This window comes from Cocleimonas flava, assembly GCF_004339015.1.
GTDB lineage: Bacteria > Pseudomonadota > Gammaproteobacteria > Thiotrichales > Thiotrichaceae > Cocleimonas > Cocleimonas flava.
Genome location: NZ_SMFQ01000003.1, coordinates 356,580 through 369,944, shown reverse-complemented (window position 1 = coordinate 369,944; position 13,365 = coordinate 356,580). Strand labels below are relative to the sequence as shown.

At 40.2% G+C, this 13,365-nt stretch carries 14 protein-coding genes; 8 read left to right on the top strand and 6 right to left on the bottom strand.

Translation table 11 applies throughout. From position 1 onward, the window contains the following. Positions 1-129: 129 nt before the first annotated feature. Together EV695_RS07675 and EV695_RS07670 are read left to right on the top strand one after the other, a co-directional pair. On the top strand, positions 130-1,077 hold the full coding sequence (locus tag EV695_RS07675; protein WP_131905360.1) for an MBL fold metallo-hydrolase: 948 nt from the start codon (positions 130-132) through the stop codon (positions 1,075-1,077). Positions 1,078-1,193: 116 nt separating this feature from the next. Then, positions 1,194-1,991 (top strand): substrate-binding periplasmic protein, encoded by a 798-nt coding sequence (locus tag EV695_RS07670; RefSeq protein WP_131905359.1) that lies wholly within the window; start codon positions 1,194-1,196, stop codon positions 1,989-1,991. Positions 1,992-2,032: 41 nt separating this feature from the next. Here EV695_RS07670 and EV695_RS07665 read toward each other — a convergent pair whose 3' ends face one another. Further along, positions 2,033-3,337, bottom strand: coding sequence for an MFS transporter (locus EV695_RS07665; RefSeq protein WP_131905358.1), 1,305 nt, complete (start codon positions 3,335-3,337; stop codon positions 2,033-2,035). Positions 3,338-3,508: 171 nt separating this feature from the next. Between EV695_RS07665 and EV695_RS07660 the strand changes: the two genes are divergently transcribed. Next, positions 3,509-3,853 (top strand): 5-carboxymethyl-2-hydroxymuconate Delta-isomerase, encoded by a 345-nt coding sequence (locus EV695_RS07660; protein WP_131905357.1) that lies wholly within the window; start codon positions 3,509-3,511, stop codon positions 3,851-3,853. A gap of 58 nt (positions 3,854-3,911) precedes the next feature. On the opposite strand, the gene EV695_RS07655 is transcribed toward EV695_RS07660, so the two are convergent. The 4 genes from EV695_RS07655 to EV695_RS07640 are packed head-to-tail and all read right to left on the bottom strand — an operon-like array spanning position 3,912 to position 6,234. Further along, positions 3,912-4,100, bottom strand: a complete 189-nt coding sequence (locus EV695_RS07655; protein WP_131905356.1) for a CPXCG motif-containing cysteine-rich protein — start codon at positions 4,098-4,100, stop codon at positions 3,912-3,914. Between the two features lie 48 nt (positions 4,101-4,148). After that, positions 4,149-4,538 (bottom strand): YchJ family protein, encoded by a 390-nt coding sequence (locus EV695_RS07650; RefSeq protein WP_131905355.1) that lies wholly within the window; start codon positions 4,536-4,538, stop codon positions 4,149-4,151. 43 nt (positions 4,539-4,581) lie between these two features. Beyond that, entirely contained in the window at positions 4,582-5,913 is a 1,332-nt protein-coding gene (xseA, locus tag EV695_RS07645) for an exodeoxyribonuclease VII large subunit (RefSeq protein ID WP_131905354.1), read from the bottom strand. A gap of 36 nt (positions 5,914-5,949) precedes the next feature. Beyond that, positions 5,950-6,234: a hypothetical protein gene (locus EV695_RS07640; protein WP_131905353.1), complete on the bottom strand. Its 285-nt coding sequence runs from the start codon at positions 6,232-6,234 to the stop codon at positions 5,950-5,952. A gap of 295 nt (positions 6,235-6,529) precedes the next feature. Here EV695_RS07640 and guaB point away from each other — a divergent pair, with 295 nt between their 5' ends. The 5 genes from guaB to trhO all read left to right on the top strand — a co-directional run bounded on the left by guaB (position 6,530) and on the right by trhO (position 12,029). After that, positions 6,530-7,990 (top strand): IMP dehydrogenase, encoded by a 1,461-nt coding sequence (gene guaB, locus EV695_RS07635; RefSeq protein WP_131905352.1) that lies wholly within the window; start codon positions 6,530-6,532, stop codon positions 7,988-7,990. 210 nt (positions 7,991-8,200) lie between these two features. Then, positions 8,201-9,778 carry a glutamine-hydrolyzing GMP synthase gene (gene guaA, locus EV695_RS07630; protein ID WP_131905351.1) on the top strand — a complete coding sequence of 526 codons (1,578 nt, stop codon included), beginning with the start codon at positions 8,201-8,203 and terminating at the stop codon, positions 9,776-9,778. A gap of 144 nt (positions 9,779-9,922) precedes the next feature. Then, on the top strand, positions 9,923-10,432 hold the full coding sequence (tadA, locus tag EV695_RS07625) for a tRNA adenosine(34) deaminase TadA (RefSeq protein ID WP_131905350.1): 510 nt from the start codon (positions 9,923-9,925) through the stop codon (positions 10,430-10,432). Between the two features lie 124 nt (positions 10,433-10,556). Then, a complete protein-coding gene (locus EV695_RS07620; protein ID WP_131905349.1) occupies positions 10,557-10,934 on the top strand; it encodes a DUF2237 family protein in 378 nt (125 codons plus the stop codon). A gap of 102 nt (positions 10,935-11,036) precedes the next feature. Continuing rightward, positions 11,037-12,029 (top strand): oxygen-dependent tRNA uridine(34) hydroxylase TrhO, encoded by a 993-nt coding sequence (gene trhO, locus EV695_RS07615; RefSeq protein ID WP_207907061.1) that lies wholly within the window; start codon positions 11,037-11,039, stop codon positions 12,027-12,029. Here trhO and EV695_RS07610 read toward each other — a convergent pair. Further along, positions 12,026-13,078, bottom strand: a complete 1,053-nt coding sequence (locus tag EV695_RS07610) for a GGDEF domain-containing protein (protein ID WP_131905347.1) — start codon at positions 13,076-13,078, stop codon at positions 12,026-12,028. The two genes, trhO and EV695_RS07610, sit on opposite strands and share 4 nt — an antisense overlap. Positions 13,079-13,365 lie beyond the last annotated feature (287 nt).

Below are 13,365 nucleotides of genomic sequence, written 5' to 3'. Positions count from 1 at the left end.
GCTTTCCTATCTGCTCTCCTATTTACTCCCCTATCTACTCCCCTATCTACTAATACATATTTATAACAGCTTGAAACAAGGTTCTAATGAAGTCCTAACTGCCATTCTAAAAGCACATGTGAGGACAATATGTTACGAATTAATGCGTTAACCTTAAAATTTCTAGCTCTTCTGTTTCTGTTATCTTCACTGCTTATTAGTCATTCTTTGTTTGCAGCGTCTGATTTAACGCTAAAAAAAGTCACTGAAAATGTCTATGCAATTGTTGGAGAGTTGAGCAATCGTAGTCTCACTAACCTTGGCAATAATGCAACCTTTGGCGTCGTCGTAACCAGCGAAGGTGTGGTGCTCATTGATTCAGGCGCAACCTATAAAGGTGCGGAGAGAATTCACGCCGTCATCAAAAGCATCACAGACAAACCGATAGTGAGGGTGATTAATTCAGGTGGACAAGATCATCGCTGGCTAGGTAATGGTTACTTTAAAGCGTTGGGTGCAAAAATCATTGCGAGCAATGAGGCAGTAGAAGATCAGAAAAACAGAACACAGGATCAATTTTTTGGTCTGGGGAATCTTGTCGGCGATGAAGGCTTAAAAGGAACTGAGGCAGTATATGCTGATACGACTTTTGATAGCGAATCAACGTTTGATCTTGGCGGCACACGCTTTGAAATTAACCATGCTGGGCAGGCACATACGCCGGGAGATAGCTTTATCTGGTTGCCGCAAAATAAGGTTATGTTCACGGGGGACATTGTCTATATAAAGCGCATGCTAGGCGTGGGAAGCCAATCTAACAGTAAAAGCTGGATTGATGTGTATAAAGCGATGGCCGCTTATAAGCCAGAACATATTATCCCGGGTCATGGTGATCCAACGACATTGGCAATTGCAAATAAAGACAGTTACGAGTATCTGGTGTTTTTGCGCGAAGCCGTTGCTGAATTTCTCGACAATGATGGCGATATTTCTGATATTAGTTCCATTGATCAATCAGCGTATAATTATCTGCTTAATTTTGATTCTCTGTCAGGAAGAAATGCCCAGCAGGTATTTACTGAGATGGAATTTGAATAACTAGTTATATTCAAGCCATTTACCCTTTTTTTATCAACGTTCTGCCATTTTTTCATTTTTCATGGATAAATCTATGTTAGTTTTATTGCATATATAAGTTTTATTAGTAACTATTTATGTCTCGGCTAAAAGCGTTAATCGTTGTAGTTTTTTTCATTTCACTCGTTTCATCATCAAATACTTTTGCTGATGAGAAGCTGCGTGTTTCGGCGATAAATTGGCCCCCTTATTTCATCTATGATGAGCATACAGAAGCATCAGGTATTGTTTCTGATGTGTTAGCTGAAATTAAGAAACGACTTAATGTTGAGCTCGAAATAATCAAACTTCCACAAAAAAGAATGGTGACGTATTTCAGACGTGGACAGCTGGATATTGATCCAACATCATCTAAAGTTTGGAGAGAAGCTGATAAAGATGTTTCGTTATATACAATCCCTTATTTAAAAGTCCAAAAAGTAATTTTTGTTAAGCATTCAACAGAAATCACGGGTGATTATATAAATGATTTTCAGGGAAAAACCTTGGGTAGTATCTTAGGTTACCATCATAATTTTTTTGTGGGTAAAGCTTTTGATGATCAGTTGGTTGATAGAAAGGATAGTCGCAGTCACGATATAAATTTAAAGTTACTCAAGGCAGACCGTATTGATGGTTTAATCATAGAACGTCAGGCTGCAAAATACTGGATTAGTCAACTTAATGATGATATCGATGCCTATAAGGAAGCCTATGATGCAGGACCAGCAATTGATATTTCGATGCGTATACATAAAAGTCAGGCTGCTTTATTGCCTAAATTAAATCGAGTTTTGACAGAAATGATTGCGGAAGGGTTTATCAAAAATGCGGTTGCAATTCACACTAAAACCCCTAAAGCCTATATTATTTCAGAAAATGATTTAGCGGATTAGTTCTAGATGATTAAGTCCACATCTATCTGTCTGACTTAACCTTAGTCTTGCCTGGCCTTAGTATTAACTCTGGATTTGGCGAAATCCTTATCTAAAGGTAGTCGAGATATCACGTAAAAAGAGGGAATAGTTGCAATCATTACCCAGATAAAAAAGTGTGGGTAACCCAACTGTTCCTGAATCCAGCCACTGAACATACCAGGTATCATCATTCCCATCGCCATAAATCCTGTGGCTATGGCGTAATGTGCGGTTTTGAAACTTCCTTCAGCAATATAGATTAAATACATCATGAAAGCGGTAAAACCAAAACCGTAACCAAATTGCTCTATCGCTACCAGTATATGAATCACTATCGAGTTTTCTGGTTGTACGTAGGCCAGGTAAATATAAGCAAGGTCAGGCAAATTGATAGCTAACGCCATCCACCAAATCCATGCTTTTAGTCCATGTCTGGAAACTAAAATACCGCCAAGAATACCGCCGATAACCAACGCAGAAACACCGACAGTGCCGTAAATGAAGCCAACGGCTTCGGTACTTAGCCCAAGACCACCGGCGCTTCTATCATCGAGCATAAATAAGCTCGCGACCTTTCCCAGCTGTGCTTCACCGAGTCTGTATAAAAGGATAAAGGCAATAAATACTACAACGTGTTGTTTCTGAAAAAAGCCTTTAAATACGAGTAAATAAGAAGTGAAAGGAGATTCTGAACTGATTTGTCGCGGTTGTTTGTTTTCTTTTGGAAGTACAAAAGCATGATAAATAGAGACACCCACTAATATGCAAGCCAGCAAAGCCATGGTGATCTGCCATGCCGTTTTTACATCGTAAATATTTTCCAGCTTACCTGCTAAAATAACGATTAAACCTTGTCCGGTTATCATTGCGATGCGGTAGAAAGTTGAGCGAATTCCAACGAAAAACGCTTGCTGACCTTTGTCCAGTACTTGCATATAGAAGCCATCAGCTGCGATATCATGAGTGGCAGAACTAAAGGCGAGTAACCAGAAAATCACCAGTGAATAGAGTAAGTAATTTTCTAACGGCAAAGTGAGTGCTATACCGGCAAGACCAGCACCCAGTAATAGTTGCATGCTGATAACCCAAAAGCGTTTGGTGCGGTAAATATCTACGAACGGACTCCATAGCGGTTTTATTACCCAGGGTAAATAAAACCAGGCGGTATAAAAAGCGATTTCGCTATTGCTTAAGCCAAAGCTTTTATACATAAATGTGGAAAGTACAACAATCGCGAAATAAGGCAGTCCTTCGGTAAAATATAGCGTTGGAATCCAGTACCAAGGCCTGAGAGTAGATTCAGTTGGTTTCAACGGTGTCGGCATTAATGAGTCCCCGGTTTATCTTTTAATTATTCTTATGCGTAGCTTTTTATTCGTGTCTATTGTTCTATCCAGAGTATCATTAGTACTTGTTGTTAAACAAATACAAAAAAAGCCTCCAAAGTAGGGGGGGTGCCTTTAGAAATCACAAGACTATTCCTTATAGGGTAAATTATGCCGCATTGTATTATCGAACATTCAAACGATGTTCTAACACGTGTAACTCAGCAACAGCTGATAGATTCAGTATTAACCGGTGCTAAAAAGTCAGCGTTATTTGAGCTTGATCACATTAAATTACGTACACACGCTTATGAGTATTATCAAAAAGGTGATGTGAAACAGGCAGGGTTTATTCATGTAACCGTTAGAATATTGCAAGGAAGAACAGTCGAGCAACGACAAGATTTGTCTGAAAAAGTATTACAGGAGTTTGATCATTTAAGGTTAAGCGCTGTAACCATTACGGTAGAAATTGTAGAGATGGAAACTGCAAGTTATACGAAAAAAGTCATTTGATATTTACGACGAATTTTCATGGATTTTACGTGGCTTGCTTTGTATCTAACTAGCGCCGTTAACTCTCTCTACTAACTTCTACGTCAGGAACACCATCACTTGAAACAGTGGCTTTGATTAAGATGGGCTGGCAACACACTTCACAATCTTCCACGTATTCTTGAGAACTCACAGAACAGTCTATGGTTATTTCAAACATTTCCCAGCAGTAGGGGCATTGAATGGTTTTAGCTTCTAATCCGTTCATGATCTTTATCCTTTTTATAAGTAAGTGTAGCTCAAGTTTAAAATTATTTTAAATCGGCTCTACATATACCCAGCGTTTTTTATGACGTTTAAACCGACTGTTTTCATGATGTTCGAACAATTGATCGCCAACTTTGTATGTGGCTATAAACTCAACCGTCCCCAATACATCATCAGCGCCACCTTTGCTTGTTGATAACACTTTTAAGCCAATAAACTGTTGCGTATTACCGTCTCTTAAACTTTGTAAAGTAGGTCGGGTTGTCTCATCCCACGTTCGAAATATGTACTGAGTAAGATCTAAAACATAAGCGCTATATCGAGAACGCATTAATGCTTCTGCTGTTGCTGCGTGTATTTTACCTTTATGAAATTTCCCACAGCAAACAGTGTAATTTAGGTCAGTTCCACAAGGGCAAAGCTTTGATAATTTACTCATTGTTAGTGCAATGGCTTAGTGAAATGCATTAGTGCAATGTTTACTAGGTGAGGTTTGCATCAAATTCACCGTCTTTTAATGAGACTGAGATTGTCTTCACATCCTTCGTTTGCTTTACCGATGTAATTAAAGCATTTGTGTCTTTATTTTTGACAATGGCATAACCACGATCTAACGTTTTTAAAGGACTGATATTATCTAAGGTTGTCATTTGCAATTGGAACAGCGATCTGGATTTAGTTAATTTGGTCTGCATGCTTTGATTAAGTCGAGACTGTAAATGATCTACTTGTTGTTTTTGTTGCTGTATCTTCCTATGCGGTAATGTCGCTCTTAGTCTGGTATCCAGATAGGTGATACGTGTTTTCTTCTGTTCCAAAAGCTTATTAAGTTGTTGGTGCAGACGAGATTCAACTTCATCGAGTCTCTGGTATTGTTGTTGAATCTTTTGTGATGGTTTCTGTAACGCTAATCGTGATTGCAACCAGCTAAAATGCTGTTGCCGAGATGAAATTTCTCGTTTCATTCGTTCTTCTAACCACAATGTGGTTTGCATCACATCGGTATACAACTGATTTCGGTCAGGTGTGATGAGTTCAGCGGCCGCAGAAGGCGTAGAAGCACGTAAATCTGCGACAAAGTCAGCTATGGTAAAATCGATTTCATGACCTACACCACACACAATCGGTGTGTTGGCGTTATAGATTGCCTTGGCGACATTCTCTTCGTTGAAAGACCATAAGTCTTCAATCGAACCACCACCTCTGGCAAGAATTATTACGTCACACTTGTTATCAGCATCTGCTCTACGAATGGCAGTTTCAATCTCAAGTTTAGAAGCCTCTCCCTGTACCGCTACAGGGTATATCAAAATAGGGGTTTGAGGACTGCGTCGTTGTAATACGTTTAAGATGTCACGGATTGCAGCACCAGTGGGTGAGGTAATGATACCGATGCGCTTTGGGTATTCAGGAAGATCTTTTTTATGCTCATCCGCGAATAAGCCAGCCGCCGATAACTTCTGCTTTAATTGCTCGAACTGCTTTTGTAGTTGCCCTACACCTGCATCTTCCATGTGTTCGGCGATAAACTGATAATCGCCACGGGGCTCGTATAATCCGACTCTGCCTCTGACCAACACCTTCATGCCATTTTCTGGTTTAATGCTAAGTTTCATATTTCTATTACGAAACATGGCAGAACGTATCTGGGACTTCTTGTCTTTGAGGGTAAAGTATAAATGCCCTGAAGATGGACGAACCAGGTTAGATATTTCACCTTCAACCCAGAGTAATGGGAAACCACGAGTTAATAGCTGATTAACCTCAGCATTGAGTTCGGCAACGCTTAAAATCGTGCGGTTATTGGTTAGCATTTATGGTTGGCAATACATAAGATATTTAAAGGAAAATTAAAAACGTGGACCAGCATTTTTAGCAATGGCTGCCTGTTTTCTAACAGCAGGTAGTTGGTCAATAATAATGGTGGCCAGTTCGATGGCTTTTTTATCCTTTCCTTCTTTCGCTGCAGCTTCTGCTTTTTTTATTATTTTACCCGTGTCACGCCATTCAAAACCTAAACTTGCTGCTTCTTTTTGTGCTGCTTTTGCTTGCTTGATAGCATCGTCTACTTCTGTAGCGAGTAGCTCTGTTGCAAAGGCAAAAGTAAATGCGATTAGCATTATTTTAATTCTCAACCACTTCACCCATTTATATGTCGATTACAAACCGATTTAGTATGCGATTATTTAGGTATTGGAGCAACGAGTTTATTTTCGAATATTTAGCCTTTTTAGTGCGATACCAGTTTACCTTATAAAGGTCAATGACTATAATCAGGCGCTTATATTTTTAAAAGCTCTGAATAAATTTTCAGGGCTTTTTTTGAATTTAAGTTTTAATTTTACGTTTATACCCAAACGTTAGAAAGCTACCCGGTTTCTATTAAGCTTAAATCTGACCATAAACCCCAATAAAAATCGGATGTATCCTATGAGAATACTTGAAGAAGCACTTACATTTGATGATGTACTTCTAGTGCCTGCACATTCTAATGTGTTACCTGCAGAGGTAGATTTAAGTACAAATCTTACGAAAAAAATCGTATTAAACATACCGATGCTTTCAGCCGCAATGGATACCGTTACCGAAGCTAAACTTGCAATTGCATTAGCTCAGGAAGGTGGTCTAGGTATTGTGCATAAAAATATGTCAATTGATGCTCAGGCTAAGATCATCTCAACTGTTAAACGATTTGAAAGTGGAATCATCAAAGAACCAATTACAATTACAGAAAACGTGTCTGTTGGCGATGTTATGGCGCTGACTGCAAAACACAGAATCTCTGGCGTACCTGTCGTGGCAAACGGCGATGATTTAGTAGGAATCGTCACCAGTCGTGATTTGCGTTTCGAGACAAATCTTGAACAACCAGTATCAGCAATTATGACGCCCAAAGATAAATTAATTACCGTATCTGAAGGTGCAAGCAAAGGCGAAATTAAAAAGATACTTCACACACATCGTATCGAAAAAGTTTTAGTAGTTAATGACAGCTTTAAATTACGTGGCTTGATTACGGTAAAAGATATTCAAAAATCGAAAGATTTCCCTAATGCATGTAAAGACAGCTCAGGTAGTTTACGTGTTGGCGCTGCAGTTGGAACAGGCCATGGAACAGAAGCTCGTGTCAAAGCACTTGTTGAAGCAGGAGTCGATGTACTGATTGTTGATACAGCTCACGGCCATTCACAAGGTGTTCTTGATCGTGTGAAATGGGTAAAAGAATCATTTCCTGAAGTGCAGGTGATCGGTGGCAATATCGCTACTGGTGCAGCTGCATTAGCACTTGTTGAAGCGGGCGCAGATGCAGTAAAAGTTGGTATTGGGCCAGGTTCAATTTGCACAACGCGTATGATTGCCGGTGTTGGTGTACCTCAAATAACAGCAATCATGAATGTTGCAAAAGCGCTTAAAGGCATGGAAATTCCATTAATCGCTGACGGAGGTATTCGCTTTTCCGGTGATATCGCAAAATCACTCGCAGCTGGCGCTAACTGTGTGATGCTAGGTGGAATGTTCGCGGGTACTGATGAAGCACCCGGTGAAATCATTATCTATCAAGGGCGTTCTTACAAATCTTATCGTGGTATGGGTTCTCTAGCAGCAATGGCAGATGGTTCAAGTGATCGTTACTTCCAGGAATCAGAGAATGCGGCAGATAAACTGGTACCAGAAGGGATTGAAGGACAGGTTCCTTACAAAGGTCCACTATCACCGATTATCCATCAATTAACGGGCGGTATTCGTTCGAGCATGGGATACGTTGGCTGTAAAGATTTAAAAGAAATGCGTAACAAGCCTGAGTTTGTGCGTATTACGGGTGCTGGTATGAAAGAGTCGCATGTGCATGATGTGACGATAACCAAAGAGGCGCCAAACTACCATTCGTAATTGATTAGCTCACTACTAGTACTTGCCATTTCGGCGTTGGGCGAATGTTCATTTACAAACTGTAAACTTCACATTCACCCGTCTTGAACTGACAAGTACTAGTAGCAATCTAACCATTACGAAAATAGTGTTAAGTATTTTCCTAAGTGTTTTACCGTTTCTCGTTAAACATAAAACAGATTTAAACTCATTCAACAAAGTCTATTTCCTATGACCAATAATATTCATACAGACCGCATTTTAATTCTCGATTTTGGTGCTCAATACACCCAGTTAATTGCTCGTCGAATTCGTGAGGTTGGGGTGTATTGTGAAATCTACCCTTGGGATGTTAGCGATCAGGATGTGATAGATTTTGGTGCGAAGGGCATTATTCTTTCAGGTGGCCCGGAATCTACGATTGCTGAGAATGCGCCTGTTGCACCTCAAGCGGTTTATGATTTAGGTGTGCCAGTGTTAGGTATTTGCTACGGCATGCAGACTATGGCGATGAATTTTGGTGGCAAGGTCGAAAGAGCTGATCATCAGGAATATGGCTATGCACAGGTTCGTGCTCGTGGTCATACAGCACTATTCAAAGATATTCAGGATGAAGTGAATGCAGAAGGTCACGGTTTATTAGATGTGTGGATGTCACATGGTGATCATGTAGTAGAGATTCCTGAGTCTTTTAAATTAATGGCGAGCACATCGAATGCACCCATTGCTGGTATTGCTAATGAAGAGAAACAATTCTACGGCATTCAGTTTCATCCAGAAGTTACTCATACTAAGCAAGGTGGCGCAATTTTAGAACGCTTTGCCTGTACCATTTGTGGTTGTGCAAAGTTATGGACGCCGTTAAACATTATCGAAGATAGTATTGAAAATGTGAGAAAGCAGGTCGGCGACGATGAAGTTATTCTTGGTTTATCTGGTGGTGTTGATTCTTCGGTCGTTGCAGCGATGTTGCACAAAGCGATTGGCAAACAGTTAACCTGCGTGTTTGTTGATACGGGTCTACTTCGATTAAACGAAGGCGATCAAGTGATGGATATGTTCGCTGAGCACATGGGTGTGAAAGTCATTCGTGTCGATGCAGAACAACGTTATCTTGATGCGCTTGAAGGTAAAACTGATCCAGAAGAAAAACGTAAGATCATTGGAAATTTGTTTGTTGAAATCTTCGATGAAGAATCTTCAAAACTGACTAATGCGAAGTGGTTAGCACAGGGAACAATCTATCCTGATGTGATTGAATCTGCTGGCAGTAAAACCGGTAAGGCGCATTTAATAAAGTCTCACCACAATGTTGGCGGATTACCAGAAGATATGAAGTTAGGTCTGGTAGAGCCTCTGCGTGAGTTGTTTAAGGATGAAGTTCGAACCATTGGTGTTGAGCTTGGATTACCTGAAGAGATGGTACGTCGCCATCCTTTCCCGGGTCCTGGTTTAGGGGTTCGAATTCTGGGCGAAGTGAGAAAGCAGTATGCTGATATACTCCGTCTAGCAGATAATATCTTTATCGAAGAGCTATATAAGCAAGATCTTTATCACAAGACGTCACAGGCCTTTGCAGTATTCTTACCTGTGAAATCTGTCGGTGTTACAGGAGATGGACGTCGTTATGATTATGTAATAGCGCTTCGAGCCGTTGAGACCATTGACTTTATGACTGCACGTTGGGCACATTTGCCCTATGACTTCCTTGGTCATGTGTCTAATCGTATTATTAATGAGATCGAGAACGTGTCGCGCGTGACTTATGATATCTCAGGAAAGCCACCAGCAACCATCGAGTGGGAATAATTTTTACTTCACAGTGCACTCCTATAACTTATCACTTCCGCGTTGAGAAAATAGTTACTTACGTTTGTAAGCGCCTATTTCCCCGCCTTGAATTGATAAGCTCTAGAAGCACCCTGAGTAGTAAAAAACACACAAATTATTTCTATGTCTGTTGAAAAAACGCCTATAAGTGGGGGGGTGACCTCTATTTCTGATAAAGATGCTATTGTTCATCAGAAATGGATGAAACACGCGCTTATGTTGGCAGAACGTTCTCGTGATGAGGGTGAGGTTCCTGTCGGTGCTTTGATAGTCAAAGATGGCGAATTGATTGCTGAAGGCTGGAATCGACCTATTGAAACCCACGATGCGACCGCACATGCTGAGATTATGGCGATTCGTGAAGCGGGTCGCGTATTAAATAATTATCGTCTGCCTGATACCCAAATATATGTCACCCTCGAGCCTTGTACAATGTGTGCCGGGGCAATTGTTCATGCGCGCATAGGTCAATTGTTTTTTGGTGCGCCAGATCCGCGAACAGGTACTGCAGGTAGTGCTATCGATTTATTCTCCCAGAATTATCATAATCATCAGGTTGCTGTAACTGGTGGTATTATGCAGGATGAGTGTGGTGATATTTTACGCGCATTCTTTAAAGCGAGACGTAAATAGTTCGTTGCTATTGACGTTTAGACACGTATGAAAAGGTGTTAAATGAGTCAGTAAAAAAACTGCCTCAAAGTAGGGGGGTGACTTAATCATCTTCTGATAACCGATCTATAAACAGGAAAGTACTATGCAAAAAGATGAATCAGTAAGCGTATTAGGTGAGCCTTTAGATATGTGTGGTGATGCACCGATGACTGGCTTTTATCGTGATAGTTACTGCAATACCTGTGACGAGGATGTTGGATCGCATACCGTATGTGTAGAAACCAGTAAATTATTTCTCGATTATTCCAAAGCTAAAGGCAATGACTTATCAACACCTGCCCCTCAATTTGGTTTTGCTGGCTTAACGCCTGGCGATAGCTGGTGCTTATGTGCAGCACGATGGTTAGAGGCTTATAACGATGGTGCAGCTCCAAGAGTATTTTTAAGCAGAACGCATAAGCGTGCCCTAGACATTATTCCTCTGGATATTCTTAAGCAGTATGCAACTGATCTGAATTAAACATTTATTGTTAATGCACTAGTGCTGAATTTTACCTGTTTCATTTTACAGGTATAATGCACGCCGACTTTTTAACCAAATACGTTTAATCCCATGTCAAATATGACTTCTGAAAAATATGTAGTATGTGCTTTATATCACTTTGTGATTCTTGAAGATTTCGAAGCACTCCGCGATCCATTGCATCAAGTTATGGAAGATAACGGTGTGCGTGGCACCTTATTGCTGGCTCGTGAAGGTATTAATGGCACTATTTCTGGTACCCGTGAAGGCATCGATGCTGTACTGGTATGGTTGCGCAATGATCCGCGTTTAGCAAAAGTCGATACCAAAGAGTCGTATGATGATGAGATTCCGTTTTACCGTACGCGTGTAAAACTGAAAAAAGAAATCGTAACCATGGGTATCGAGACGATTGATCCGAAAGAGATTGTCGGCACCTATGTAAAACCGGAAGATTGGAACGATCTTATTTCTGATCCAGATGTCATTCTGGTTGATACACGTAACGATTACGAAGTGGCTATCGGTACCTTTAAAAATGCGGTGAATCCGGATACTACGGTATTTCGTGAATTCCCCGCTTATGTTGAAGAAAATCTAAACCCGAATAAACATAAAAAAGTTGCGATGTTTTGCACGGGTGGAATTCGTTGTGAAAAATCTACCGCTTACTTGAAGACGCAAGGTTTTGAAGAGGTTTATCACCTGCAAGGTGGCATTCTAAAATATCTGGAAGATGTGCCCGAAGAGAATTCGATGTGGGAAGGCGAGTGCTTTGTTTTCGATAATCGCGTATCAGTGAATCATCAACTTGAAAAAGGCTCTTACGATCAGTGTCACGCCTGTCGTATGCCGATTACAGAAGAAGATAAGCAGCATCCTGACTTTTTGCACGGTGTGAGTTGTCATCACTGTCATGATCAGACCGATGAAGTCCAAAAGCAGCGTTATCTGGAGCGTCAAAAACAGATTGAATTAGCGCGTCAACGCGGTGAAGAACATATTGGTGGCGATGTAACGAAATTTGCGAGTAAACATCGCGATAGCAAGAAACAGTTTAAACAGACCCAAAAGAGCCACAATAAAAATTAGGCTCGTGACTTTTCTTTTTTATAGTCTTCGTATTCTTTTTCGTAATCTATTCGTTTTTCCGGGTTAGCCAGATAAACACGGTTTTTACCGGCACGTTTGGCGCGGTAGAGTGCTTTATCTGCTCTTGCCAACCAGTTTTGTGATTCTTCCAGGCTTTGAATTTCGGCAACCCCGAATGATGCTGTTACAGTCAAATCTTTTAGTAATTCTGCGTTTTCTATCGCGGCTCTGATTTTTTCAGCGAGTTCACCTGATTTGTATAAATTAGATCCATTTACAATCACTACAAATTCTTCTCCACCATAACGATAAAACTCATCCGTTTTGCGGATCATCTGTTTGATGTGTTTGGTCAGATTAATCAGGATTTTGTCGCCTTCCAAATGCCCTCGGGTATCATTAATTATTTTGAAGTCATCAATATCAAAGAGTATGACAGAAGCAATATTAGAGCCGCGTGTTTTGTGACGGAAATATAAACTTTGTAACAGATCAAGCCTATCATCCAAGGATCTTCTATTCAGGGCGCCCGTTAGGCCATCGTAATTGATTAGATTTTGTAAACGATCATTCTGTTGTTTAATTTTTCTAGAGACTACGTGGCTGAAAATTAAGGTAATAATTACTGTCACCAAGGCGCTAGCAAATTGTATGGATGTCTTTTCCATGTACATCAGTGGTAATAATGCGAGTAGCGTAGGAGCTAGCATTAATGCGGATTTTTTCGCTGAATTCAGGAAGTACACCGTCATTATTATTGGATAGGTCCAGATAAAAATGGATGAATCAATCATATAATTCAATGCCACTAATCCAGCCAGCATAATCACGGAAAGACTGGCGCTGGTATAAATAGTATCTCTGGTTTTCCAGACCAGTAAACCTATTGATGCTACGATCAATACTGCCACAACCTCAACTAACGCTATGCCATATTGGCCATTAATGTAGCGATAAATTGCAAAAGGTAACACCGTTAATGCCGATACAATCGAAGCAGACATAATTAGAATTTCTTCTACAGATCGATGTATTTTGATTTTTGGCATGTATGATTTTCTTGGTTTTTCTGAAAAGAATTGTTTTAATTATTGAATATAACTAACAAAGATAATCAAACAGATCAGCGCTAAGCCAGATATTTCTCTTGAAAGTATAACGATACGAGTCTGAACCTATGCTTTACGCATAAGCCAATTCTATGAATGGTAGATATTTTTTTTGAATAGTATAGAGACTTAATTTAATAGATACATTAGAGTCTCTGGCATTAGAGCTCTTAGAAAAAAGCCCTGAAAGTACGGGGGTGCCTAAATGAACAAATCAGGTTGTTATG